This window comes from Pseudomonas orientalis, from assembly GCF_001439815.1.
Classification (GTDB): domain Bacteria; phylum Pseudomonadota; class Gammaproteobacteria; order Pseudomonadales; family Pseudomonadaceae; genus Aquipseudomonas; species Aquipseudomonas orientalis.
This window is the reverse complement of sequence record NZ_JYLM01000001.1, coordinates 773,440-798,792: the sequence shown is the minus strand read 5'-3', so window position 1 is coordinate 798,792 and position 25,353 is coordinate 773,440. Positions and strand designations below refer to the sequence as shown.

23 protein-coding genes are annotated in these 25,353 nt (G+C 63.4%); 11 read left to right on the top strand and 12 right to left on the bottom strand.

Annotation, left to right across the window (positions count from 1 at the left end; genetic code table 11):
- The first annotated feature begins 66 nt into the window (after positions 1–66).
- Both TU82_RS03525 and TU82_RS03520 read left to right on the top strand, forming a co-directional pair.
- Positions 67–573, top strand: coding sequence for an RNA polymerase sigma factor (locus TU82_RS03525; RefSeq protein ID WP_057721717.1), 507 nt, complete (start codon positions 67–69; stop codon positions 571–573).
- Complete coding sequence (locus TU82_RS03520; protein WP_057721716.1) at positions 570–1,307, top strand: anti-sigma factor family protein; 738 nt, start codon at positions 570–572, stop codon at positions 1,305–1,307. The genes TU82_RS03525 and TU82_RS03520 overlap by 4 nt, the downstream gene beginning before the upstream one ends.
- On the opposite strand, the gene TU82_RS03515 is transcribed toward TU82_RS03520, so the two are convergent.
- The 7 genes from TU82_RS03515 to TU82_RS03485 all read right to left on the bottom strand — a co-directional run bounded on the left by TU82_RS03515 (position 1,304) and on the right by TU82_RS03485 (position 7,635).
- Positions 1,304–2,266 (bottom strand): Csu type fimbrial protein, encoded by a 963-nt coding sequence (locus tag TU82_RS03515; protein ID WP_057721715.1) that lies wholly within the window; start codon positions 2,264–2,266, stop codon positions 1,304–1,306. The genes TU82_RS03520 and TU82_RS03515 overlap by 4 nt on opposite strands.
- 50 nt (positions 2,267–2,316) lie before the next feature.
- Positions 2,317–4,665: a fimbria/pilus outer membrane usher protein gene (locus tag TU82_RS03510; protein WP_057721910.1), complete on the bottom strand. Its 2,349-nt coding sequence runs from the start codon at positions 4,663–4,665 to the stop codon at positions 2,317–2,319.
- Between the two features lie 72 nt (positions 4,666–4,737).
- Entirely contained in the window at positions 4,738–5,526 is a 789-nt protein-coding gene (locus TU82_RS03505; RefSeq protein WP_057721714.1) for a fimbrial biogenesis chaperone, read from the bottom strand.
- Positions 5,527–5,552: 26 nt separating this feature from the next.
- Positions 5,553–6,041 carry a Csu type fimbrial protein gene (locus TU82_RS03500; protein WP_057721713.1) on the bottom strand — a complete coding sequence of 163 codons (489 nt, stop codon included), beginning with the start codon at positions 6,039–6,041 and terminating at the stop codon, positions 5,553–5,555.
- A 2-nt stretch (positions 6,042–6,043) separates the two neighbouring features.
- The gene (locus TU82_RS03495) at positions 6,044–6,586 is read right to left on the bottom strand and encodes a Csu type fimbrial protein (RefSeq protein WP_057721909.1); all 543 of its coding nucleotides are present in this window, start codon (positions 6,584–6,586) and stop codon (positions 6,044–6,046) included.
- A gap of 18 nt (positions 6,587–6,604) precedes the next feature.
- Entirely contained in the window at positions 6,605–7,141 is a 537-nt protein-coding gene (locus tag TU82_RS03490) for a Csu type fimbrial protein (protein WP_057721712.1), read from the bottom strand.
- Entirely contained in the window at positions 7,135–7,635 is a 501-nt protein-coding gene (locus TU82_RS03485; RefSeq protein WP_057721711.1) for a Csu type fimbrial protein, read from the bottom strand. Before TU82_RS03485 ends, TU82_RS03490 begins: the two co-directional genes overlap by 7 nt.
- A gap of 214 nt (positions 7,636–7,849) precedes the next feature.
- On the opposite strand from TU82_RS03485, the gene zapE reads away from it, so the two are divergent.
- Together zapE and TU82_RS03475 are read left to right on the top strand one after the other, a co-directional pair.
- The gene (gene zapE, locus TU82_RS03480) at positions 7,850–8,944 is read left to right on the top strand and encodes a cell division protein ZapE (RefSeq protein ID WP_057721710.1); all 1,095 of its coding nucleotides are present in this window, start codon (positions 7,850–7,852) and stop codon (positions 8,942–8,944) included.
- Between the two features lie 40 nt (positions 8,945–8,984).
- Positions 8,985–10,274, top strand: coding sequence for a protein kinase (locus tag TU82_RS03475; RefSeq protein ID WP_057721908.1), 1,290 nt, complete (start codon positions 8,985–8,987; stop codon positions 10,272–10,274).
- Positions 10,275–10,690: 416 nt separating this feature from the next.
- Here TU82_RS03475 and TU82_RS03470 read toward each other — a convergent pair whose 3' ends face one another.
- Positions 10,691–11,398 carry a YebC/PmpR family DNA-binding transcriptional regulator gene (locus tag TU82_RS03470; protein ID WP_057721709.1) on the bottom strand — a complete coding sequence of 236 codons (708 nt, stop codon included), beginning with the start codon at positions 11,396–11,398 and terminating at the stop codon, positions 10,691–10,693.
- Positions 11,399–11,497: 99 nt separating this feature from the next.
- A complete protein-coding gene (locus tag TU82_RS03465) occupies positions 11,498–12,355 on the bottom strand; it encodes a LysR substrate-binding domain-containing protein (protein WP_057721708.1) in 858 nt (285 codons plus the stop codon).
- Between the two features lie 111 nt (positions 12,356–12,466).
- Here TU82_RS03465 and TU82_RS03460 point away from each other — a divergent pair, with 111 nt between their 5' ends.
- The 3 genes from TU82_RS03460 to TU82_RS03450 all read left to right on the top strand — a co-directional run bounded on the left by TU82_RS03460 (position 12,467) and on the right by TU82_RS03450 (position 15,135).
- Positions 12,467–13,576, top strand: coding sequence for a 2-aminoethylphosphonate--pyruvate transaminase (locus tag TU82_RS03460; protein ID WP_057721707.1), 1,110 nt, complete (start codon positions 12,467–12,469; stop codon positions 13,574–13,576).
- A 26-nt stretch (positions 13,577–13,602) separates the two neighbouring features.
- Positions 13,603–14,430 carry a phosphonoacetaldehyde hydrolase gene (gene phnX / locus TU82_RS03455; RefSeq protein WP_057721706.1) on the top strand — a complete coding sequence of 276 codons (828 nt, stop codon included), beginning with the start codon at positions 13,603–13,605 and terminating at the stop codon, positions 14,428–14,430.
- A 111-nt stretch (positions 14,431–14,541) separates the two neighbouring features.
- Complete coding sequence (locus TU82_RS03450; RefSeq protein WP_057721705.1) at positions 14,542–15,135, top strand: cytochrome b; 594 nt, start codon at positions 14,542–14,544, stop codon at positions 15,133–15,135.
- Positions 15,136–15,325: 190 nt separating this feature from the next.
- Here TU82_RS03450 and TU82_RS03445 read toward each other — a convergent pair whose 3' ends face one another.
- Positions 15,326–16,237 carry a 1-aminocyclopropane-1-carboxylate deaminase/D-cysteine desulfhydrase gene (locus tag TU82_RS03445; RefSeq protein ID WP_057721704.1) on the bottom strand — a complete coding sequence of 304 codons (912 nt, stop codon included), beginning with the start codon at positions 16,235–16,237 and terminating at the stop codon, positions 15,326–15,328.
- A gap of 57 nt (positions 16,238–16,294) precedes the next feature.
- Positions 16,295–18,334: an NADPH-dependent 2,4-dienoyl-CoA reductase gene (locus TU82_RS03440; RefSeq protein ID WP_057721703.1), complete on the bottom strand. Its 2,040-nt coding sequence runs from the start codon at positions 18,332–18,334 to the stop codon at positions 16,295–16,297.
- A gap of 210 nt (positions 18,335–18,544) precedes the next feature.
- On the opposite strand from TU82_RS03440, the gene TU82_RS03435 reads away from it, so the two are divergent.
- The 3 genes from TU82_RS03435 (at position 18,545) to TU82_RS03425 (ending at position 22,054) form a co-directional block, all read left to right on the top strand.
- Entirely contained in the window at positions 18,545–19,675 is a 1,131-nt protein-coding gene (locus TU82_RS03435; protein WP_057721702.1) for a carbon-nitrogen hydrolase family protein, read from the top strand.
- 4 nt (positions 19,676–19,679) lie between these two features.
- On the top strand, positions 19,680–20,714 hold the full coding sequence (locus TU82_RS03430; protein WP_057721701.1) for an AraC family transcriptional regulator: 1,035 nt from the start codon (positions 19,680–19,682) through the stop codon (positions 20,712–20,714).
- A gap of 332 nt (positions 20,715–21,046) precedes the next feature.
- The gene (locus tag TU82_RS03425) at positions 21,047–22,054 is read left to right on the top strand and encodes a transketolase-like TK C-terminal-containing protein (protein ID WP_057721700.1); all 1,008 of its coding nucleotides are present in this window, start codon (positions 21,047–21,049) and stop codon (positions 22,052–22,054) included.
- Between the two features lie 15 nt (positions 22,055–22,069).
- On the opposite strand, the gene TU82_RS03420 is transcribed toward TU82_RS03425, so the two are convergent.
- Positions 22,070–22,546, bottom strand: coding sequence for a MarR family winged helix-turn-helix transcriptional regulator (locus TU82_RS03420; RefSeq protein ID WP_057721699.1), 477 nt, complete (start codon positions 22,544–22,546; stop codon positions 22,070–22,072).
- A 145-nt stretch (positions 22,547–22,691) separates the two neighbouring features.
- Here TU82_RS03420 and aceE point away from each other — a divergent pair, with 145 nt between their 5' ends.
- Positions 22,692–25,352: a pyruvate dehydrogenase (acetyl-transferring), homodimeric type gene (aceE, locus tag TU82_RS03415; protein ID WP_057721698.1), complete on the top strand. Its 2,661-nt coding sequence runs from the start codon at positions 22,692–22,694 to the stop codon at positions 25,350–25,352.
- The last annotated feature ends 1 nt before the right edge of the window (position 25,353 follow it).

Here is a 25,353-nt window from a genome sequence, read left to right as displayed (position 1 = left end):
CACGGAATAACCTTCAGCACCGGACGTCTCTCTAGTCCCAGCAGCGTAGTAGCCAGCCAGACGCCCATGCATGAACTCGACGAACAGTTACGTGAACTCATCCCCAGGCTGCGGCGCTTTGCCGTGTCCCTGACCCGTAACGCCAGCAGTGCCGACGACCTGGTGCAGTCGACCCTGGAACGGGCGATCATCGCCTGGGCCGACAAGCGCATCGCAGGCGACCTGCGCGCGTGGCTGTTTTCGATCCTGTACCGACAATTTCTCGATGCCCATCGGCGCAGCCGGCGCTACGCGCGCATGCTCGAATTCTTTACCGGCCGCGACGATGCGCAGCCCTCGGTGGAGCGCACGGTGATGGCCCAATCCACCCTGTTGGCCTTCGACCGCCTCACTGCCGAGCAGCGCGCCCTGCTGCTGTGGGTGTCGGTCGAAGGCTTGAGCTACAAGGAAGTCGCCGAAATACTCGACGTGCCCATCGGTACGGTGATGTCGCGTCTCTCACGCGCCCGCCAGGCCTTGCGTCAACTCAGCGATGGCGAAATTGCCAGCCCTTCCCTGCGGATACTCAAATGATCAGCCTGCCTCCCAGCGAACGCGACTTACACGCCTACGTCGATCACCAGTTGCCGGACAGTGATCGCCGCGTCCTTGAAACCTGGCTGGCGAGCCACCCCGAGGTGGCCGCCCAGGTGCATGCCTGGCAACAGGATGCGCAATTGCTGCGTGCGTCCTTGAGCGGTGCCCTGCAACAGCCGGACAACCCGGCATTGGATCCGGCGCTGATTCGCCAGCGCATCAAGCATCAATCCCGCCGCCATCTCGCCACTGCGGCGCTGCTGCTGATCGCCGTCAGCCTCGGCGGACTGGGCGGCTGGCACGCCCGCGAAGCCACCCAGCCAGCGCTGTTGCCGATGGCTGATGCGATGCAGGCATACCGCTTGTTTGCCCAGGACGGCATCATGCCCGCCGACTACAACGCTCAGGACCGCAGCACGATGCAGGCCTGGCTCGATCGCTACTTCAACCAGGCCCATCGCTTGCCCGATTTGAGCCAGGCGGGGTTCAAGCCGGTCAGCGGACGCCTGCTCACCACCGACCAAGGCGCAGCGGCCATGGTGCTGTACCAGGACGCGCAGGGCCGGCGCATCAGCTTCTATATCCGCCCGCCGGGTCCAAACAACGGCTTCCTGCCGCGCGGCAGCCGCAGCGCCGACGGCTTGCAGGCCGATTACTGGTCGGGCGGCGGGTACAACTATGCGATGGTCAGCCCGGTGGATCAGGCCGCCCCGCAGCAGATTAAGTTCTAGAAGCCCACGTCCAGCACCACGTTGTCCAGGTAAATACCGGCCGGCGGCGTGGGCTGGTCGGTGTAGATCCGGGCGTTGTAGTTGAACACCTGGCTGCCCGTGCCCAAGCCGTTGCCGGGGTTGACCTCCGCCGTGGAACTGGCCCGCCGCGCCGCGCCGACGCTGCCCCATCGCGTGGTGCCGGCACTTTTGAAAATGTCGTAGGCCAGGTAGTTGGCGCCGGAAATCATGCGCCGCCGCCCGCCGACGCCGACCGCGTTCTGGCCGTCGCTCAAGCCCACGGTATAGGCGCTGCCCTTGGTGCAGGCGATATTGATGGTCTGCCCGCTCACTGCGGTAAATCCGCTGACCACCGGCGCGCTGCCAAAGCTGATATTGGGGGCGGTGATCTGACAATCATTGGTCACGGTCATGCTCACGGTGAGCGACGCTGTGCCGCTGCCGATGTCACGCCCCAGGCAGATGCCGCCAAGGCCGACGCCCGAGCAATAGTTCCAGTTCCAGGCGATGCTCAACGTCTCGGTATACACGCCCGCGGCGACATTGCTGCCGGTGATGCTGCCCAGGTACAGCGGTACGCTTTTAGGACCCGGCCCTGCGATCAGGCCGATGATCTGGGCGATACCGCCGGCACCGCCAAAATCGAACTGCGCCCCGCGGGCGATCGGGTAACTGGTGCTGTTGGTGCCATAAATCGTATAGCCGATCACATCCCCCGTCGGCCCGCGCAGGCCGCTCTGGGACGAAGTAATCGTGGCGTAGAAATGGTCGCTCGACACCAGCAGCGAAATCAGGGACGAGGTGCAACTCAGCCCGGCGCTGGTGGTGGAACTGGTTTGCGCAGCGGTGCGCACGGTCATCGAACTGATCGAACCGAAACTGGCCGGCACCGTGGCCCCTACCGAACACGCGGCCAACGCCTTGCCCGAACACAACAGCGCTAACCCAAACAGCCCCATCCCAAACAGCCATCCCTTGCCCCTCACCCGAACACTCCCTGTTCAATCCTTCATTGGCAGACCAACGGGCCGATCAGCGGCACGTCCTGTTGGTGCTCATCGATATCGAATCGCGCCTGGCAGCTGCGACCCTCACCGAGCGTGACCTGCAGTGTGTTGTGGGCGCTGAGGTTTTCCAGATAGACCAGCCCGTCCCAGCCCACCACCGCCTGGGTGTTGCTCTGTTCATGCACCACCAGGCTGCCCAGCGGCAACTCCTGGTGCTGGCTGTCGACCAGGGTGATGCTCGCGGCGAGCACCCGGCGCAACGGAAACTCCAGCAAGTAACCGCTGCCACGGCGCACCGACACGCGCTGCTCCACATTCGGGCTCTGCACATTCGGCGGCAGGTTCAGCGGGTCGATTTCATATTTGGCGCGGTAATACGCACTGCTCCACGGCACCAGCAAGTGGCCCTTGCTGTCGGTTTCGCCGACCAACTGGTTTTCATAGCGCACCGGGATCCCGGCGAATCCCTGGGTGCTCACCACCACAAAGGCATCGTTGATGCGGTTGGCGGCAAAGGTGTTACCGCCCATCCACACCAGCGAGCCGCTGGCATCCGCCCAGCGCGTCTGAGCCTCGCTGCTGCCGTACACACCGGCCTGCAACTGCACCGACTGCAAGCGCCAGGTCAGGTCGGCCTGGCGATAAGTGGGGGTATCGCCCTGGGCGTAGCCGAGGTTGTAGCCCAGCCCGCCTTCGCTGGGCACCGCGCGGCTGTAGTTGATGCGATGGGTACTGGCGCCGTCCTTGCTGCGCTCGGTGCTCAAGGCCAGGCTACCGTTGAGGTCGAACGGAATTACCAGTTGCGCCTGCATCGCCCAGTTGCTGTCACCGATTTCGCGGTTGGCCGACAGGTACACGCTGGAGTTGCGCCACAGCGGTTTGCTCCAGCTCAGGTTGAGCAGGCGCGTGCGCGAATCGTCCGCCGCCTGCACGTCGAAATAACCCAGGCCGAGGCTGCCGAACCGCTCCAGATTAAGGCTCAGGGTGACTTGCTCGCTGCGCTTGCTGAGGCGGGCGTAGGGCGTGTCGACCAGGGTCAGGTCGGCATACGCGTCGCGCCGTTCGACGCGTTGGTACATCAGGCTGTAGCGCGCGCTGTTGTACTGATAGCCGAGGCTCAGTTGCCGGCCGCTGAGGCTGTCGAACCGGCTCTGGCTGACGGCGGTATTGAGCACACCGAAATTGCCCAGGCGCAGGTTGCCGCCGAGCCCGCCGAGGATCAGGTCGCTGGACGCTTCGGCGTGGCTTTCCAGGGTCAGGTTGTCGGAATAGCCGTAGCGGAACGTACCGCTGGCCACGCCCGGCCCGTAGCCGAAGTCGCGCAGGGTGTAGTCACGGCGCAAGGTGCCGGCGGCCACGGAAAAATCGGTCAGGCCGTGTTGCAGCAAGGTGCTGGTGACGTAGAAGGGTACGGTGGTCGACACCTGGCGGCCGAGGGCGTCGGTGGTGACCACCACGGCCTCGCCGGCGCCATTGATGAACGGGATGTTGGTCAGGGTGTACGGCCCGGGTTGCAACTGCGCGCTTTCGGATTTATAGCCGTTGATGAACAGGTCGACCGACGAGGGCACCGCCGCCTCACCGGCAAACTGCGGCAAGGGGTACGTCACCAGGTCCGGGCGCACGGCGAAATCCCGCGACAGCTGTACCCCGCCCAGGCGCACCGAGCTGCTCCAGGGCAAGGCACCGCTGATCACGTCCCCGGCTTCGTAGGTGAGCAGCCGTTCATCATCGGAGAAGCGCCAAGTGGTGTCGTAGCGCCGGTAACCGTTGTTGAGCGTACTGCTGCTGATGCCATCGGACAGGGTCTGGCGCAGTTGCCCGGTGTTGGACAAGCTGCCCCAGTTATCGAACAGACGCACTTCGTTCCACGCCGCCAGGTAGCTGCCGCCTTCGTCGGTGTCGTTGAAATACACGTCATAGTTGAGCAAGGCGCCGAAGCTGCTCATGGCCTGGGTACGCGGGTAGGTGTTGCGGTTGCCGATGAACTGCTCCTGCAACCACGACGGTGGCACATCCAGCAGCAAGCGCTGGCCGTTGCTGTCGTAATCGCTGTGCAGGCCGGGCACTGTGTCCAGGGCCACGCTGCCTTCGGGATCACCCGGCAGCATCATACCCACCTCCTGCAAGGCGCTGGCCGGCACGAAGAGCCGCCCGGCGCGTTGATCGACGGCGATGACCCGGCCGGTGTCCATCTGGTTGACCACCAGTTGCAGAAACAGCTGTGCATCGGCGACAGCCTCCATGCTGCTCGGCGGCGGCGGCAGGTCGCCCGCTACCGCAGCGCCCCACAGCCCGCTTACCACTGCCACCGACGGCCATATACCACGAGCCCAACCACGACTCACCATGGCGTTGCGTCCTTCAATGGACATCTCCATCCTGCTAAAACCCGGGCTTGCGCCCGTCCCGCGACACACCCTTTAGCGTGTCGGCGCAAGGCTCTCCAACTGCGTCGCGCCGTTGATCCTGACCTGCAACGGCTGATCGCCCGAGACATCGCCCGGTATCGGCCAGCGCATGGTCGCCCCCGGCAATACGTAGCCGAGCAGCCCTTCCACCAGCGGCCTGGCCTGGCCGCCCTGTTTGAAAGCAGCATCGGTCAACCGCGCATGCACCGCGCCCTGGTTACGCACCTCGATATAGCTGCGCCCGGCCACGTTGACCTTCTTCCAGCTCAATTGCGGCTGGCCGGCGCCCTTGGGATCGCGTTGGCGGGTGGCGTCGTCCTTGCTCCACAGGCCGGCGCCGTAGGCAAACAACGGCACCGAATAGCGCATCTGGAAGCGAATCGCCGCCGCCGTATTCTTGCCCTCCGGTGGCGCGGGCACCTGCAGCGCAGAGGGAATTTCATCGATGATGATGCGATAGGCCAATTCCTGCCCTGGCGGCACTTCGCGGGTTCGGGTCAGGCGCACCAGTTGCTTCTGGCCGGGCTCGATCCTGGCCACCGGCGGGCTGCCGATCACGTCGCGCTGGTTCTGGTACTGCTCGTCGAAGCCGTTCTGGCTCCAGGCAAACACGCGCACCTGCAGGTTGGCCGTCTCGCTGCCACGGTTCTCCAGCCACAACGCGCTGGCCTGCTGGTCTGCCTCCAGCACCGGGTCGATGGGCCAGATCAGCACCGAGCTGGCCGCCTGCACAAGCCCGCTCGCGCACAGGGCACTCAAGACAATACCCGCGGCCCCTAACCGCCGGGAAGTTACACGCATAAACCCACTCCTCATGACCAATAGCCCTACCACGACAGCTGCACCTGCAACGTGTCGCTGTACGTCCCCCCAGGCTGATTGCCCGGTAATATCACCCGCCCGTAGATCGGCAGGCTGATGGTGTTTGCATCGCTATAGCTCACGCTGACGCTCTGGTTGACTCCCAGGCTCTGGCTGAACGACGCATCACGAAACAACTGGTAAGGCACCCGCGCGCTGCCGCTGTTGAGCTGCAAATTGCGCCCGGTGCCACTGTGCAAGCCGCCGTCGACGCTCATGCTCAGCGCCACGCCCGGCGTGCATTGCAAGGCCACGCCGCCGGTAAGGGCGGCGGTTACCGTGCCGGTGGCCAGGGCCGGAAAGCTGCCATAGGTCAGCGCGCCGTAGTTGCTGCCCCCGCCCATGATCAGGCAGCCCGGCGTGACGGTCGCGCTGACCTGCAAGCTCTGGCTGGTCACCGCCGACAACGGCAGCGGCAACGCCAGCCCACAGGCCAGCCACACTCTGAGCCACATCGTCAGAACGTCAGTTCCACGGCCACGGTGTCGGTGTAGACGCCTGCCGGCAGGCCCGGCTTGCCCACCGCACGTCCATACAGGCCCACGGTTTGCGCCACACCGGTACTTGCGGCGAGGGTAATCACGCCATCGACCGCCAACAGCGAAGAAAAACCGCTGTCGGTGTAAAAGTCATAGGGCACGAAATTGCCCGCGCCGTCGGCCAGTGCGCGCGTACCCCCCGGCGAGGCGCCGTCATGGGCTCCGGCGCGCACTTTGACAGCGGGTGTGGTGCCGGCCGAACACAGGATCGACAACGCGCCGCCGGTGCCGGTCCCGCCCAGCAACTGGGCGTCGGCGTTGGTAAACAAGCTATTGGTGGTACCGAAATTGAGGCTACCGAAGTTCAACCCGGTCGCCGCACCGGAGCCGTTGACCTGGCAGCTTGCAATCAAGGTCAGGCTGGAACTGATCTGCCCGGTCACGGTGGTCGCCGCGTTGAGGCTCGAGGCCATCGCCAGGCCCAGGGCGCAAGCGCCTAATCGAGATACGCGTACATGCATGATATCCATCCTCATGGTTTACCAATCCAGAGTCACCGTCAGGGTGTCTGTATAGATGCCGGCCGGTAAGGCCCTGGTATTCGCCACCACGGAGCCGAATACCGGGATCGGTACCTGGGCGTCGTGGGTCATGGCGAAATTTCGTTGCTCGCCGATGCTGTAGGCGCTGCGACCCAGAGGGTCTGCCCACAGCTGATAGGGAATGGACTGGCTACCATTGCTCAGGCGCCGCGTGATGCCGTCGCCATGGGTGCCACCGTCGATGGTCACGGTGAAACTGCTGGCCACAGAGGGGCTGCAGGACACCGACAACGGGGTTTTGTCGCCTGCGGAAACGGCCGCGCCCAAGGTGTCGTTCCAGGTCGGTCCCTGGCTGCCGAAATCCAGCATCGCGGTACCGCCTTCGGGCGTCACGGGTGCCGTTTCGACGCTCATGTTGACCTCGCAACTGGCAGTGATCACCAACCGCGCCTGGATCTGCCCGCTGGCGGCAGCCGCTTGCGAATCTTCGGCCAGCAACAGCAGAGCCGTTACGGCCAGACAGCGGATTACCATGTGACCGTGACCTTGAGCAGGTCGGAATAACGGCCGACGGCGGGGATGTCCTTGAGCGGTTCGATACGGCCGAACAGCGGCAGGTCGACCGAGCCGCTGTCCGGCACGCGACCGCTGACCGGCACATTCACCGGCAACGGGATCAACCGCGCGGCGTCGGCATAAATGCGATAGGGGATGGGTTTGCTCGCAGGCGCGTCATTGGCCAGATAGCGCACTTCGCCGACGCCGCCATGCAGGCCGCCATCAACGCGCACTTGGTAGGGTGTATCGGGATTGCATTCCAGGCGAGGCTGGCGCTGGCTGATCAGCGCCGCACTCAAGGGCCCGGCCGGGTCATCCAGACGCGGGCCGCTGCCGAAATCCAGCACGCCAAGCTGCTCAATGCCCGCAGTGCGCGTGGTACCCACCAACTGGCAACCGCGCTGCACGTCGATGCGCACCACCACTTGAACCTGTGCTGCGAAAACCGTGTTGCAGAGCATCGTGCCCATGACTGCCAGTACTGTTCGTCCCTTCACTGCCCCAAATCCTTATACAGGGGTGACTCCTGCGTATAAGGGTAGTCACTTGCGGGGAATCTGCCAGTCTGGTCAGGAATACCTCCGCGCCTGGCTGTTTCGAGCGGCTGGATGCAGCCTGGCTATTGGTCAAATCGTGGCAAGCGGCCTAAAGTGAGCCACCACCGAAACAAGAGAGACGTGCCTTTTGACCGTGCTTTCCCTGATCCGGCGCCTGCTGGGCAATGCACCCCGACATGCGGGCGCCTCGCCCATCAGTGCATTTTTCAAGCACAAGGCCGAGCAGCAGGGCTACACCCTGAGTGCCGGCCAGACCCACGCTATCACCGCCCTGGCGCGCGAGACCGGGCATCTGCTCGGCGGCCGACCCGCGCGCAGCCTGTACCTGCACGGCCCGGTCGGACGCGGCAAAAGCTGGCTGCTCGATGGTTTTTTCCAGGCGCTGCCGATTGCCGAGAAGCAGCGCGTGCACTTTCACGATTTTTTCGCCGACCTGCACAAGGGCATGTTCCAGCACCGCGCGCAGGACGATGCGCTGGCCGTGGCCCTGGACGAACGGCTGGCGGGCTGCCGCGTACTGTGTTTCGACGAATTCCATGTGCACGATATCGGCGATGCGATGCTCATCAGCCGTTTGTTCAAGGCCTTGTTCCAGCGCGGTGTGCTGGTGCTGGTGACGTCCAACTATGCGCCCGAGGGCCTGCTGCCCAACCCGTTGTACCACCAGCGCTTCAAGCCGGTGATCGACCTGATCGCGGCGCGCATGGACGTGCTGGAAGTCAGCGCCCCCGAGGACTTTCGCCGCCTGCCCCAGGCCCATGCCGAGCAGCGCTTCAGCACGGGCAGGTACATCTGGCCAGGCAGCGTGGCGCAACGTGAGGCGTTCGGGCTGCCTGCCGCGGATTGCCCGGCGTTGCCCTTGACCGTCGGCAACCGGCAGTTGCAGTGCCGTCGCCGTGAAGCGCGCAGCATCGCCTTCACCTTCAACGACCTGTGCGAACAGCTCACCGCCGTGATGGATTATCTGTTGCTGTGCCAGGACTTCGATCACTGGACCATCGACGGCCTGCCCCACCTCGCCGACTGCCCGATTGCCGTGCAGCAACGTTTTATCAACTTGGTGGACGTGCTTTACGACCGCGACAAACAGCTGATCCTGATCGGCGCGCAGCCTCTGGAGCACGCGTTGGGCGGCAAGGCCATCGACCTTGCGCGGACCGCCAGCCGCCTGGGGCAATTACGTCCCTGCGCCACGCAAGCGGCGCGCGACCCGGTATCATGAGCGCCTTTTCACGTCTCCTTGCCGAGTGACCGCGCCGTTGATCAATACCCTCGCCCAACTCAAGGCCGGCCAATTGGCCGGCGCAACCCGCCTGGATCTGGCCTGCGGGCTGACCGAATTCCCCCGGGAAATCTTCGAACTGGCCGACTCGCTGGAAATCCTCAACCTCACGGGCAACGCCTTGAGCAGCCTGCCGGACGACCTGCACCGCCTGCGGCACCTGCGCGTGCTGTTCTGCTCGGACAACGCCTTCACCGAACTGCCCGAATGCCTGGGTCGCTGCGCCCAGCTGAGCATGATCGGCTTCAAGGCCAACCGCATCCACCAGGTGCCGGCGGCCGCTCTGCCGCCCCAATTGCGTTGGCTGATTCTCACCGACAACTGCATCAGCCAATTGCCCGACGAACTGGGCCAGCGCCCGCTGCTGCAAAAGCTGATGCTGGCCGGCAACCAACTGACCCATCTGCCGCCTAGCCTGGCCCAGTGCGAAAACCTTGAGTTGATCCGCATCGCATCCAACCGCCTCACCCACTTGCCGCAGTGGCTGCTGGCCCTGCCGAGCCTGACATGGCTGGCGTATGCCGGCAATCCGGTGGAAATGGCCGTGGCGGTGACGGCTGATGCGACGCCGGACATTCCCTGGACCGACCTGCAACTGGGCGAAGTGCTGGGCGAAGGCGCCTCGGGGATCATTCGCAAGGCGCTATGGAAACCCCAGGCATTGCCGGTCGCGGTCAAGCTGTACAAAGGCGCCATCACCAGCGACGGTTCACCGCTGCATGAAATGCAAGCCTGCATTGCCGCCGGGCTGCACCCCAACCTGATCAAGGTCGAAGGCCGCGTCAGCGATCACCCCGATGACCAGGCTGCACTGGTGATGGACCTGATCGACCCGAGTTACCGCAATCTCGCGGCGTTGCCGAGCCTGGCGTCCTGCACGCGGGACATCTACGCACCCGACACCCGTTTCAGCCTGGACGTGGTACTGCGCATGGCACGCGGTATCGCCTCGGTCGCCGCGCACCTGCATCGGCACGGCATTACCCACGGCGACCTGTACGGCCACAATATTTTGTGGAATGCGACGGGTGATTGTTTGCTGGGGGATTTTGGCGCGGCATCATTCCATTCAACGGCGGACACCTTGGAAACCAGGGCGCTGCAGCGCATTGAAGTGCGCGCGTTCGGTGTGCTGCTGGGGGAGTTGCTGGAGCGAGTCGAGGGGGCAGTCGCAGATGAGCTGGCTGAACTGCAAATCAGCTGCTGTCAGCCGCAAGTGCTGGCACGACCAAGCTTCGAAGAGATCGAAGTCTTGCTGAGCGCGCTCTGACACCACTGGAGCAAATGTGGGAGGGGTGCCTGTAGGAGCGAGCTTGCTCGCGAAAAACTCCCAGGCACCGCGTTCATTCAGGAAGCACGCGTTATCATTGAGGTTTTTCGCGAGCAAGCTCGCTCCTACAAGGGGCGGTGTGCCATGGGTATCTACACAACGCCCAACGCTAACCACGATGCGCAGCGAGCCGCTCTTGATCTGGCTCTTGATCTTAGGTGCCGAGTGGTGGGGCAAGAGCGTTTTGCTTACTTTTGCGCTTTTCAAAAGTGAGCCGCCGTCAGGGCGGAACCCTAAGTGGCCGTTACCTAAATAATGGATATGTACTCGGTCTGATCCAAGATATTGGCTGGCCCTGAGGCCGCCATCGGGGGCAAGCCCCCTCCCACATTTTGACTGCATGCATCCAGATAGAATCAGCCAGCCAGCCCGACAAACATATCCTGCACATCATCATGGTTGTCCAGGCCTTCCAGGAACGCCTCGACTTCGGCCATCTGCTCATCGGTCAAACCACTGACCGGGTTCTTCGACAGGTAGCCCAACTTGGCCGACAGCACGGTAAAACCCTGTTCCGGCAAGGCTTTCTGCACGGCGTCCAGGTCGGTGGTTTCGGTAATGAACAAGGTAGTGCCTGCTTCTTCGCCGTCTTCAAAGTCCTGGGCGCCGGCTTCGATGGCGGCCATTTCGGCATCTGCGTCCGGGGTGTCCGGCGACGCTTCGATCAGGCCGACGTGGTTGAAATCCCAGGCCACCGAGCCGGAAGCGCCCAGTTGGCCCTTGCGGAACGCCACGCGGATTTCCGCCACGGTGCGGTTGATGTTGTCGGTGACGCACTCGACGATCAACGGCACCTGATGCGGGGCGAAACCTTCATAGGTGACGCGGTGGTACTGCACGGTTTCACCGAGCAGACCGGCGCCCTTCTTGATCGCGCGGTCCAGGGTTTCCTTGGGCATCGAGGCCTTCTTGGCCTGCTCCACCACCAGACGCAGGTGAGCGTTGGTCGAGGTGTCCGCACCGTTGCGGGCGGCAATGGTGATTTCCTTCACCAGCTTGCCGAAGATCTTGCCCTTGGCATTGGCTGCCGCTTCTTTATGTTTGACTTTCCACTGTGCGCCCATGACTCACTCTCTACTTTCCATGGCGCCGAAACGTCTACTGGCCGGCGCTTTGGGGGCAGAGTTTATAGCGCAGCCACGCATCGTTCCACCAAAAAACCCTCAAGGCGCCAACTCGAAAAACGCCTGGATCAAGCGCAGCGACCGGCGTCGCTCCAGGCAGCCGAGCAGATGCCGGTTCAGCAGGCCGTCGCCCCGGATCGGCACAGCGCGTACTCGCGGGTCCTGGCTGACCTCGATCGACGACACCACTCCCACTCCCAGCTCGGCCGCCACGGCCTCGGTCACCGCCTCCCGGCTGTCCAGTTCCAGCAGCACCCTGGGCCGTACATTGGCAGCCTGGCACGCGTCATCAAAGGTACGCCGGGTGATGGAACCGGGCTCGCGCAACACCATGATCGCCTCGTTCAACGCTGCCAGTGCAATGCCCTCGGTCTGCGTCGCCCACGGATGCGCGGCCGGCACCAGCGCGCAAATACGCGACTCGTCCAAGGGATGCAGGTGCAGGCCATTGCGCGGTTCCACTTCGGTCAGCACCGCCACGTCCGCATGCTCGGACAACAACGCCGCCAGGGTTTCCTGGGCATTGCCCAGGCGCAGATTCACCGTGACGCCCGGATAAAGGGCGCGCAGCCGGGCGATCAGAGGCATCACCAGATGCGGGCCGTCGGCCGCCACTTCCAGGCGCCCGGTGAGCAATTGGCGGTTGGCTTCGAGCATGGCCTGCGCCTCGTCCACCAGGCCGAAGATCGCCCGGGTGATGGCCGCCAGGCGTGCGCCCTCCTCGGTCAACTCGACCCGCCGCGCAGTGCGGCGCAGCAAGGGGATCTGGTAGTGCTCTTCCAGGGCCTTGATGTGCCCGGTCACCGCCGGCTGGCTGATGAACAGCCGGGCCGCCGCCCGGGTAAAACTGCCCTCACGGGCCACCGCATCGAATGCGCGCAATTGGAACAGGTTCATGTCTATCGGCCTCACTGATAGCTCGCATAACAACAAACAATTTGATTGATGACAAGCCAAACTGCAATTTAGGCGCCGTAGAGTCGACCCGTTGTTTTGCGAGGACCCGAGATGACCCCTGCCGCGCCACTCCTGCTGACTCCAGGCCCGTTGACCACTTCCGAGCGTACCCGTCAGGCGATGATGGTGGACTGGGGCTCATGGGATGAGCGTTTCAACCAACTTACCGCCAGCGTGTGCGAGCACTTGCTGGCGATCATCCATGGCGCCGCCAGCCACGACTGCGTGCCGTTGCAAGGCAGTGGCACCTTTGCCGTCGAAGCCGCCATCGGCACCCTCGTACCGCGTAACGGCAAGGTGCTGGTGCTGATCAACGGCGCCTACGGCAAGCGCCTGGCGAAGATCTGTGACGTGCTCGGCCGCGCTTACAGCACCTTCGAAACCCCGGAAGACCAACCCACCACAGCCGCCGAGGTGGACCGCCTGCTGCACGCCGACGCCTCGATCACCCATGTCGCGCTGATCCACTGCGAAACCAGCACCGGCATCCTCAATCCGCTGGCGCAGATCGCCGAGGTGGTCAAACGCCACGGCAAGCGCTTGATCATCGACGCCATGAGTTCCTTCGGCGCGCTGCCGATCGATGCGCGCCAAGTGCCCTTCGACGCATTGATCGCAGCCTCCGGCAAATGCCTGGAAGGCGTGCCGGGCATGGGCTTTGTCTTGGCTGAAAAGACCGCGCTGGCCGCAGCCGCAGGCAACTGTCATTCCCTGGCGATGGACCTGTTCGACCAGCACGGCTACATGGCCCGCACCGGCCAGTGGCGCTTCACCCCGCCTACCCACGTGGTCGCCGCCCTGCACGAAGCGTTGCTGCAATACCACGAAGAAGGCGGCCTGCCCGCCCGCCATCAACGCTACGCCAATAACTGCCGCACGCTCCTGCACGGCATGGCCGAACTGCGCCTGCGCAGCTTCCTGCCGGCGGCGATCCAGGCACCGATCATCGTCACCTTCCACGCACCGAAAGACCCGCGCTACCAGTTCAAGGACTTTTACGAACGGGTCAAGGCCAAGGGTTTCATCCTCTATCCGGGCAAATTGACCCAGGTGGACACCTTCCGCGTGGGCTGCATCGGCCATGTCGACGCGACAGGCATGCAGGCGGCGGTCAACGCCATCGCCGAGGCGCTGCAGGAAATGAGCGTGCTGGACATTTGATTGCCCCCTTACACAGGACCCGCACCATGAACTATCAAAACCCCACCACCCTCCAGGCCGTCATCCTCGACTGGGCCGGCACCGTGGTCGACTTCGGCTCCTTTGCCCCCACGCAGATTTTTGTCGAGGCCTTCGCCGAGTTCGGCGTACAGGTGTCCATCGAAGAAGCCCGTGGCCCGATGGGCATGGGCAAGTGGGACCACATTCGCACCCTCTGCGACCAGCCGCAGGTCGCCGAGCGATATCGCAAGGCCTTCGGCCGCACGCCGACCGACGAAGACGTGAGCGCCATCTACCAACGCTTCATGCCGCTGCAGATCGAGAAAATCGCCGAACACTCGGCACTTATTCCCGGCGCCCTCGACACCCTCGCCGGCGTGCGCGCCCAGGGCATCAAGATCGGCTCCTGCTCCGGCTACCCCAAACAGGTGATGGACAAGGTGGTCGCCCTGGCCGCCACCCACGGTTACGTGGCCGACCATGTGGTCGCCACCGATGAAGTGCCCAACGGCCGCCCGTGGCCGGCGCAGGCGCTGGCCAACGTGATCGCCCTGGGCATCGACGATGTGGCGGCGTGCGTGAAAGTCGACGACACCGTGCCGGGTATCCTCGAAGGCCGACGTGCGGGCATGTGGACGGTGGCCCTGACCTGCTCCGGCAATGCCCTGGGCCTGACCTATGAGCAGTTCCGGGCGCTGGACAGCGCCACACTGGCCCGCGAGCGCCAGCGTATCGAAGCGCTGTTCGAAGGCTCGCGCCCGCATTATCTCGTGGACACCATTACCGATCTGCCGCAGGTTATCGCCCATATCAACGCACGCCTGGCTCGCGGGGAAATGCCGCAAAGCGACTGACGAAGATCAATGCAGCGGCATTCACAACAGGCGAAGCGCTTAAAACAGGCATACAGTTAACTCACTCCGTCAAAGAACGGAGGTAGGCCCTGATGAGTGAGGAAACCAACGATGCCGTGGAAAAATTCCGATACGCGCTACAGCACCATGTCGATTGCGTTGCACTGGTTGATGGTGGTGCTGCTGGCGGTGGTCTACGCCTGCATTGAGTTGCGCGGCCAGTTCCCCAAAGGCAGCGGTGCGCGCACGCTGATCGTCGAAATGCACTTTATGTTCGGCCTGACCGTGTTTGTGCTGGTGTGGCTGCGCCTGTTCGCGCGCAGCCTGGGCGTGGCGCCGCAGATCGTGCCGGCGCCGCCGCACTGGCAACGCCTGTTGGCGACCCTGACCCACTTCGCCCTGTATGGGTTGATGATCGGCATGCCGATTGCCGGTTGGCTGATCGTCAGTGCCGAGGGGCATTCGGTGATGTTCTACGGGATGGAATTGCCGCCGCTGATCGCTGAAAACAAGGCTCTGGCCAAAGAGATCGAAGGCTGGCATGTGCTGTTTGGCCAAATCGGTTACTGGCTGATCGGGCTGCATGCGTTGGCGGGAATCTTTCATCACTACGTGCTGCGCGATAACACAGCGCTGAGAATGATGCCGGGTGGGAGGGGACTTGCTTCCGGTGGCGTTGAGTCAGCGGGCACATTCATCGAGTGATACACCTTATCGGGCGCAAGCCCTGATGCCAGTCAGTTAAGGCTTTTTGGAGGAGCGAGGGGGGCGCCTAGCTCTTGCTCGCGAAAAACTCACAGGCGCCGCGTTCAATCAGGAAGCACGCGTTATCGTTGACGTTTTTCGCGAGCAAGCTCGCTCCTACAGAGGGCGACGTTCGCTTGACTGACTGGCATCAGGGCAAGGCCCCTCCCGCAAAGGCATTGAAACCTCGGCGGCCTTGCAGGCCGCCGGTGTGGATGAAGATCAGGCGGGTACCGGGGGCGAAGCGTCCGGCCTCGATCTGTTGCTTCAACGCCAACAGCGCCTTGCCGGTGTAGAGCGGCTCCAGCGGCACACCGCAGGCCTGTTCGGTGCGTTCGATAAAATCGAGCAGCAGCGGATCGACCTTGGCAAAGCCGCCTCGGCTGGCGTCAAGCAACTCATAACCGGCCTGCACAACCGCACTCACATTCTGCGCCACGCCATGATTATCCGGCACCGCCATTGCGCCGTACACCGGATGCGCCCCCGCCTCCGCCAGCACCAGCCCGGCCAGGGTCGTCCCGGTACCGGCTGCCAGCCACCAGGCGTCGTAATCCGCCCACCCGAGATGGCCCATCTGCGCCCGCGCCTGCTCGACCAACACCGCGCAGCCCAGCGCACCGGCCAGCCCGCCGCCGCCTTCGGGCACCGGATGAAGATGGGGATACCGTTCGCGCCAGGGCAACCAGAAGCCCGGCTCATGGCGTGCGCGATAGCCGCCGTAACCGAGCCAATGCAAGTGCATGCCGAACGCCTTGAGGTCGAGCACGGTGGGGGTGTCTTGAGGATGTCCGCGCAACAGGCCGACCGTGGGAAAGCCAAAGCGCTTGCCCGCAGCCGCCAGTGCGTGCAGATGGTTGGAGTAAGACCCGCCGAGGCTGATGACCCCGGTGGCCCCCGCGTGTCGTGCCTGGTTCAGGTGTTCGGTGAGCTTGAACCACTTGTTGCCGCTGATCAGCGGATCGATACGGTCCAGGCGCAGCACCGCCAACTCGATCCCGTTCAGCCAATCGAGCTGCACAGGTTCAAGGGGCGCGCGGGGCAGCCAGTCGAAAGGGCCCATCGAGAGGTATCTGAATGAAAAAGAGGCGGTAGTCTACCACCGCCCCTCTTCGGCGACTTACAGCTCGGCAGCCAGGCGCGAACCCTGGTTGATGGCGCGCTTGGCGTCCAGCTCGGCTGCCACATCGGCACCGCCGATCAGGTGCACGTTCTGCCCGGCGGCGACCAGGCCGTCATGCAGCTCGCGCAGCGGGTCCTGGCCGGCACAAATGACGATGTTGTCCACCGCCAGCACCTGGGGCTCGCCCTCGGCGCCGATGCGGATATGCAGGCCTTCATCATCGATCTTCAGGTACTCGACGCTGTTGAGCATCTGCACCTGTTTGTTTTTCAGGCCGGTACGGTGGATCCAGCCGGTGGTCTTGCCCAGGCCGTCGCCGACCTTGGAGGCCTTGCGTTGCAGCAGGAACACGTCACGCGCCGGTGCATGGCGCTCGGGCTTGATCCCGGCCACGCCACCACGGGCCTCGAGTCGGGTGTCGATGCCCCACTCTTTCCAGAACGCTTCGCGATCCAGGCTGGTGGACACGCCCTGATGCACCAGGAATTCCGACACGTCGAAACCGATACCGCCCGCGCCAATCACCGCCACGCGCTTGCCGACCGGCTTGCGCTCCAGGATCACGTCCAGGTAATTGAGCACCTTGGCGTTCTCCACCCCCGGGATTGCCGGCGTACGCGGTGCGATGCCCGTGGCCAGGATCACTTCGTCATAACCGCCCGCCACCAGTTGCGCCACATCCACACGGGTGTTCAGGCACAGCTCGACGTGGGTGGTCTGCAATTTGCGCTTGAAGTAGCGCAGGGTTTCGAAAAATTCTTCCTTGCCCGGTATGCGCTTGGCGATGTTGAACTGGCCGCCAATCTCGCTGGCCGAATCGAACAAGGTCACCTGGTGCCCGCGCTCGGCAGCCACGGTAGCAGCCGCCAGCCCGGCGGGACCGGCTCCGACGACGGCAATTTTCTTGATCTGCTGCACAGGCAGGTAGTTGAGCTCGGTTTCATAGCACGCGCGCGGGTTGACCAGGCAGGTGGTCAGCTTGCCGCCAAAGGTGTGGTCCAGGCACGCCTGATTGCAGCCGATGCAGGTGTTGATCTCGTCGGCGCGCCCCGCCGCGGCCTTGTTGACGAACTCCGGGTCGGCGAGAAACGGCCGCGCCATCGAGACCATATCGGCATCGCCCTCGGCGAGGATCCGTTCGGCGACTTCCGGGGTGTTGATACGGTTGGTGGTGATCAACGGAATCTGCACCGCGCCCCGCAACTTGGCGGTGACCTTGCTGAACGCGGCGCGCGGCACTTTGGTGGCAATGGTCGGGATACGCGCTTCGTGCCAGCCGATACCGGTGTTGATGATGGTGGCGCCGGCTTGCTCGATGGCCTTGGCCAACTGCACGACTTCTTCCCAGACACTGCCGCCCTCGACCAGGTCCAGCATCGACAGGCGGAAAATAATGATGAAATTCGGGCCGACTGCCTCGCGCACCCGACGCACGATTTCCACGGCCAGGCGCATGCGGTTTTCAAAGCTGCCACCCCAGCGGTCGGTGCGATGGTTGGTGTGGGCGGCCAGGAACTGGTTGATGAAGTACCCTTCGGAACCCATGATTTCCACGCCGTCGTACTCGGCGACCTGGGCCAGCCGCGCGCAGGTGACGAAATCCTGGATCTGTTTCTCGATCCCCTCTTCGTCCAGCTCCCGAGGCTTGAACGGGTTGATCGGTGCCTGGATCGCACTCGGCGCCACCTGCTTGGGGCTGTAGGCATAACGCCCGGCATGCAGGATCTGCATGCAGATCTTGCCACCGGCATCGTGCACGGCGCGGGTGACGATCCGGTGCTTTTGCGCCTCTTCGTCGGTGGTCAGCTTGGCCGCGCCGGCATACACGCCGCCTTCATCGTTCGGACCTATGCCGCCGGTCACCATCAGGCCGACGCCGCCACGGGCGCGCTCGGCGAAATAAGCCGCCATGCGCTCGAAACCGCCGGGCTTTTCTTCAAGGCCCGTGTGCATCGACCCCATCAGGGTGCGGTTGCGCAGGGTGGTAAAACCCAGGTCCAACGGGGCCAGCAGGTGCGGGTAGGCAGCAGCGGTCATGGTACAGCTCCACAACGGATCATCACGGGACGTGGAGAGCTCAAATGGCACCCCATCGGTTATGTCTCACAGACTAAGAGGCGATCACCCACCGCTCAATGACTGAAACTGACAACTTATTGATCCAAATGCACAGCAAGCCTTGGCAAGCCGAGCCAGGGGCCCTACCCTAGTCGCGAACCCTGCCACCGGTCTGTTGTCTGTTGCCCCATGCGCAAATTACTCGTGTTCACCGTCACCATGGCCCTGGTTGCCTCACTCGCCGCGTATCTGGTCTGGACCCAGGAGCGCCCCGTGGCGCATTACCTGTCGGACCTGCGCATCACACTCGCGGTCAATGAAGGCCAGCCGGCCGAGCGTGGCAACCTGCTGGGTATCCAGCCGGAGCTGTTTCCCGCCGACTACCAGAGCCTGGAACGCCTGCACCTGAAGCTCTCGGCCTACCTGCAAAAGGCCCGGGAACAGGGCTTGATCAACGACAAGACCGTCGTCGTGCTGCCGGAACATGTCGGCACCTGGCTGATGCTGACCGGCGAAAAAAATGAGCTGTACCAGGCCACCCACCTCAAGGACGCGATGAACTGGCTGTCGATCAGCAACCCGTTGCAGTTCCTGCGCGCCTGGATCAGCGCCACCGGTGACAACCGCATGGACGATGCGTATCTGCGCATGAAAGCCCCCGGCATGGCGCGCGACTACCAGGTGCTGTTTGGCGGCCTGGCCAAGGAGTTCGGCGTGACCCTGGTGGCCGGTTCCATCGCCCTGCCCAACCCCAGCGTGACCCTGGGGCAACTGCAGGTCGGCCACGGCGCGCTGTATAACGTCAGCGTGGTCTTTGCCGCCGATGGTTTGCCCCTGGGCCAGCCGCAGCGTCAGCTGTATCCGATCTACGATGAGCGCGGCTTTATCGAACCCGGCGATGAAAACATCGTCAGCGTAGTCGACACCCCGGCCGGGCGCCTGGGCGTGCTGATCGGCAGCGACAGCTGGTACCCGGACAACTACCGCAAGCTCAACGAACAAGGCGCCCAACTGATTGCAGTGCCGGCCTATGTGACCGGGCGCGATACCTGGGACCGCCCGTGGCGCGGCTTCAAGAGCGTGTCGACCCCGTCCGAAGTCAGCCTCAAGCCCGAAGAAACCAGCGAGGGCGAAGCCTGGCGTCGTCTGACCCTGATCGGTCAGCCACCGATCAGCCAGGCCACGGCAGGCATGAGTGTGTTCTTGCGTGGACAGTTCTGGGACCTGGGCAGCGCCGGGCAAAGCTTTCTCAGCCGCAACGGGCAGCTGTTCGCCGACGGCGACGCCCGTGGCGCGCGCCTGCTGAATATCTGGCTGTAACCGCGTGAAGCCGGTGCGCCTGGGGGATCTGTCGGTGGGCTTCGTGCACACCCTGGCCGATGCCGTCCAGAGCCACGGCCTGGACCCGCAACCGCTGTTGCTGCAATACGGCCTGGACCCCGCGCGCCTGGCCGAAGCAGGCGCACGCTTGTCGATCCCGCGCTATATGCGCCTGGGGCATGCGGCAATCCAACTGACCGGCGATCCAGGCCTGGGCCTGCGCATGGGTCAGCTCAGTCGCCTGAGCCAGGCCGGGCTCGCCGGTGTCACCGCCGCCCAGGCACCGACCGTACGCGAAGCCGCGCGCACGTTGACGCGCTTCGAACCGCTGTATGGCTCCAACTACCGTGGACAGTCGAGCTTTCATGAAGACGCCGAAGGCGCCTGGCTCAGGTTTTATTCCATCAGCCCCTACAATGCCTATAACCGCTTTGTGGTGGACTCGATCATCGCCGGCTGGCTGCATCAACTGTCGAGCCTGGCGCAACAGAGGGTGCAGGCCCAACGCATCGAAATCGAATTCCAGGCCCCCGAGTACAGCCCGTTGTATAGCGTGCTGGGGGACAGTCCGCTGCAGTTCGGTGCCCACAGCAATCAACTGCGCCTGAACCAGGCCACCCTGGCCCTGCGCAACCCGCAACACTGCCCGAGCACCTGGCACCTGTTGTTACAGCTGTGTGAAAGGGAGCTGGAGCAACTGACCCGCACCCGCAGCCTGCGCGAGCGCGTTACCCGGCTACTGGGGCCGATGCTCAATGGTGGCCGGGAACCCGACCTGGAAGAAGTGGCGGCGCGCTTGAAGCTGCCCACCTGGACACTGCGCCGCAAACTGGCCGACGAAGGCACCCAGTTCCGCGCGATTCTCAACGATACCCGTCGCGACCTGGCCATGACCTACATTCGCGATACGGAACTGGCCTTTGGCGAGATCGCCTACTTGCTCGGTTTTGCCTCGGCCCAAGCCTTCCAACGCGCCTTCAGGCGCTGGAACAACCAGACCCCAGGGGAATTTCGCCGCAGCCAGCGGCATTCCGCCTGAAGTCGGGTTTACAGCTCGGTGGCATCGTCGACCGGATCCAGCGGGTCGAGCTCGAATGCCTGGTACTCGAGCAATTCTTCCTGGTAATCGTCCATGGGGGACTCCTTGTTGAGTTTAAAAGCGCCGCGCCATTAATGACCTGCACGACCAGCCTAAAGTGCCGTCATGACGAAAAAATGTCTGCGCCGTGACGTTCCTGCACTTGAAGATTAAACGCAGCAGCGGCGGATCGATTTAGCCGGAGAACCGAGGAACTATTGCAATCATTGCAATTGCAATCACTGGATAAATTCCAGTAGGGTAGGCACCTCTGTCGCCAGGAGCCACGCCCCATGCCCGCCTCTACCGCACGCGCTGCGCAACTGTGCATCGACGCACTGGACACCTGCGCCTGCTCGCGCAGCTCGCCGCTGTACACGGTCATGAGCATGGCCGGCACGCTGGAGTCCAGCCGCCAGGCCTGGGTGATTCGCGGCCAGTCGCGCAGTCGGCGCCCGGGTCACTGGCCCATCTGGTTCGCGCGCAATGCGGGGGAAAAACCGCTGCTCTACCTGCACAGCGCCACGTCGTCTGCACAGCTGTGCGCATTGTCAGGCCAGACCGCCCAGCGCGGCATTTTGTGCAATGACAGCGAAACCCATCCCTCTCCTTGGCCGAAGGGCGCGCAACCGTCGCTGCCCTTGTGGCTGGCGAGCCATCCACGCTGTACGCCCTACGACCCCGCCTCGGGCGAAGAGGCACGGGCGATCGTACTGGCCGGGTTGCGTACGTTGTATGTCGATGGCCAGCCGGGCTTTTATTACCTGGCGCTGCATGATCAGCCAAGCACACTCGCAGCGCAGACGCTGGACCGTGAGGGCGTGATCAAGGGCATGTACCCCGTGCAGCGAGCTGCCGGCATAGAGAACGTGCGCTTGCTCGGTGCCGGTCGTGCGCTGGAAGAGGTCATGCACGCCGCACAATTGCTGGAGCAGCAATGGGGTATCACGGCGCACGTATGGAGTTGCCCCAGTTACACCCGACTGGCACGCGAGGCGGCGGCCGTTGAGCGCTGGAACCGTCTGCATCCATGCGCACCCAGACGCAGCAGCCACCTGCGCGACTGCCTGGCGGGGAGCCGAACACCGGTGATTGCCGTCACCGGCTACCCACAGTCGGTTATCGACCCGTTGGCCGCGCATGTGGACACGCGCTTCGTGGCGCTGGGCGCAGGCTCGGTGCAGGCCGCCGCGCCGAACCGCTATTGGATTGCCGTGCTGGCCTTGAAAGCGTTGGCCGATGAAGGGCATTTCGATACACAAAAAGTGGAAGACGCTCTGCAACGGTATGACCTGAAATGACCTGGCCACACTTCATCACATTGACGTTTTGCGCCGGCTACGGGTCTGCACGCCAGCCCCCATCGCCAACCCCGCCGTACGCTCCAGTGCATCGGCAAACGCCTGGCGATGTTCCGGCTCAATCTGCGACAGGAACAGCTCATCCACGGTGCTCTCGTAGATTTTCCACATTTTTTTGCGCAGCATCCGGCCCGCGTCGGTGATCGAGGCAAACGCCGCGCGGCCATCACCGTCGGAACGCGAGCGCACCACCAGGCCGTCCTTTTCCAGGCGGTCGACCAGGCGCGTGAGGTTGTAACGCTCGATGGCCAGTACATCGGCCAATTCATGCATACGGCGGGTGCCTTCCGGACCGCTTTCCAGGCCCCACAACGCGTCGTACCAGGCATACGGAGGCAGCTGCGCCTCGCTTAACCTGCGCTCGATCTCGCGGATGACCGTCCTGTGGGCCCTGACAAAACGGAACCATACATCAGGCTCTTTCGACGACATGCAACACCATCCGGGGGAATTTCAAGAAGGTTGCAATAGTAGCTCATCCCGGGCTAAATTCCGGCATGTCGTTGCAATTGCAACTATATCGCAGCCCGCCCACAAGGCGCTCGCCGCCCGGAATCCGCCTACCCTGGAGCCTCATATGACCCCGAATAACGCAGCATCCCTGGACCACGATCCGCAGGAAACCCGCGAGTGGCTGGACTCCATCGAATCGGTGCTGTCCGCCGAAGGCCGCCCTCGCGCCCATTACCTGATCGACCAGTTGCTGGATTTCGACGTGGCGCGCCACGGCGACTTTTACGGACGGGTGACCACCCCTTACGTCAACACCATTGCTGTCGACCGCCAACTGCCCTACCCCGGTGACCTGGACATTGAACGGCGGACCAATGCGTTTATCCGCTGGAACGCCATGGCGATGGTATTGCGCGCAGGCAAGCACTCAGGCGTGGGTGGGCATATTGCGACCTATGCGTCAGCCGCCGTGTTGTACGACGTAGGCTTCGACCATTTCTTTCGTGGCCGAACCGACACCTTCGACGGCGACCTGGTGTACATCCAGGGCCACTCCTCCCCCGGCATCTACGGCCGCGCGTATCTGGAAGGCCGCGTCAACGAAGCCCAGCTGGACAACTTTCGCCGCGAGGCCGGCGGCGCTGGGCTGTCATCCTATCCTCACCCTCGGCTGATGCCGGACTTCTGGCAGTTTCCTACGGTGTCCATGGGTCTGGGGCCGATCACGGCCGCGTATCAGGCGCGCTTCATGCGTTATCTGGAGTTTCGCGACCTCAAGCAACATCAGGGCCGCAAGGTATGGGCGTTTCTGGGTGATGGCGAAATGGACCAACCGGAATCCCTGGCCGCTATCTCCCTGGCCGGTCGCGAGAAACTCGACAACCTGATCTTCGTCGTCAACTGCAACCTGCAGCGCCTGGACGGCCCGGTGCGCGGTAATGCCAAGGTGATCCAGGAGTTCGAGAGTTTGTACCGCGCCGCCGGCTGGAATGTGATCAAGGTGATCTGGGGCGGGGGCTGGGATGCGCTGCTGGAAAAGGACCAGACCGGCCTGCTGCGCCAGCGCATGATGGAATGCGTGGACGGCGATTATCAGAATTACAAATCCCAGAATGGCGCCTATGTGCGCGAGCATTTTTTCGGCAAATACCCGGAGTTGCTGGCACTGGTTGCGGACATGTCCGACGACGATATCTGGAAGCTCTCACGGGGCGGCCACGACCCGCTCAAGGTCTACAACGCCTATGCTGCCGCAGCGCGCCACAAGGGCCAGCCCACGGTGATCCTGGCCAAGACCGTCAAGGGCTTCGGCATGGGCGAAGCCGGCGAAGGCCAGAACATCAATCATCAGTTGAAGAAAATGGGTGCCGACGCGGTAAAAGCTTTCCGCGACCGCTTCGGGCTGGAAGTGGCCGATGACCTGCTCGACGAAATTCCTTACCTCAAGCCGGCAGCCGACAGCACAGAAGCCCGCTATTTCAATGCCCGACGCCAGGCCCTGGGCGGCTATGTGCCTGCCCGGCACACTGACGTCGCCCCGTTGACGATTCCACCCCTGTCGGCATTCGCCACTCAACTCAAGGACACTGGAGAGCGCGCCATTTCCACCACCATGGCGTTTGTGCGCATTCTCGGCACGCTGCTCAAGGACCCGCAGCTGGGCAAGCTGATCGTCCCCATCGTGCCCGACGAGTCGCGCACCTTCGGCATGGAAAGCCTGTTCCGGCAGATCGGCATCCACTCCGCCGTCGGCCAGCTTTACACCCCGCAGGACGCCGGGCAACTGAGCTACTACAAGGAGAGCAAGGACGGACAGATCATGCAGGAAGGCCTGAATGAATCGGGTGCCATTTCCTCATGGATCGCAGCAAGTACGTCCTACAGCAACCATGGCCTGATGACGGTGCCGTTCTATATTTTCTATTCGATGTTCGGCTTCCAGCGCGTCGGCGACCTGGCCTGGGCGGCGGGTGATGCGCGCGCGCGTGGCTTTCTGCTGGGTGCCACGGCCGGGCGCACCACCCTGATGGGCGAAGGGTTGCAGCATGACGACGGGCACAGCCATATCCTGGCGTCGGTGATTCCTTGCTGCGTCGCCTACGATCCGACCTTTGCCTACGAGCTGGCGGTGATTATTCGCGAAGGCATGCGGCGCATGTATGTCGAACAGGAAGACATTTACTACTACATCACCCTGCTCAACGAAAACTACCCGCACCCGGCAATGCCCGACGGCGTGGAGGATGGCATTCTCAAAGGGATGTATCCGCTGAGCACGCACCCGGATGCTCGGGTGCAGTTGATGGGCAGTGGTTCGATTTTGCGCGAAGTCATCGCTGCAGCGGCACTGCTCCAGGAAGACTTCGCCCTCTACTGCGACGTGTGGAGTGTCACCAGCCTGACCGAGCTGCGCCGTAACGGGCACGCCGTGGAGCGCTGGAACTTGCTGCATCCGGAAAACGAGCCACGCCTGAGCTACGTGGAAAACTGCCTGGCCGGTAGAAGCGGGCCGGTGGTGGTTGCCACTGACTACATGAAATTATTTGCCGATCAGATTCGCCCCTTCGTACACGACCGCCGCTTTGTGGCGCTGGGAACCGACGGTTTCGGCCAGTCGGATACCCGGGAAGCGTTGCGCGAGTTTTTTGAAGTGGACCGCCACTTCATCGTGCTGGCAGCGCTGAAGGCACTGGCGGATGACGGTGTGATCGGTCGTGACAAAATCACGGAAGCGATCAACCGCTACGGGATCAACGTCGACAAGACAGACCCCGTTACGGTTTGAC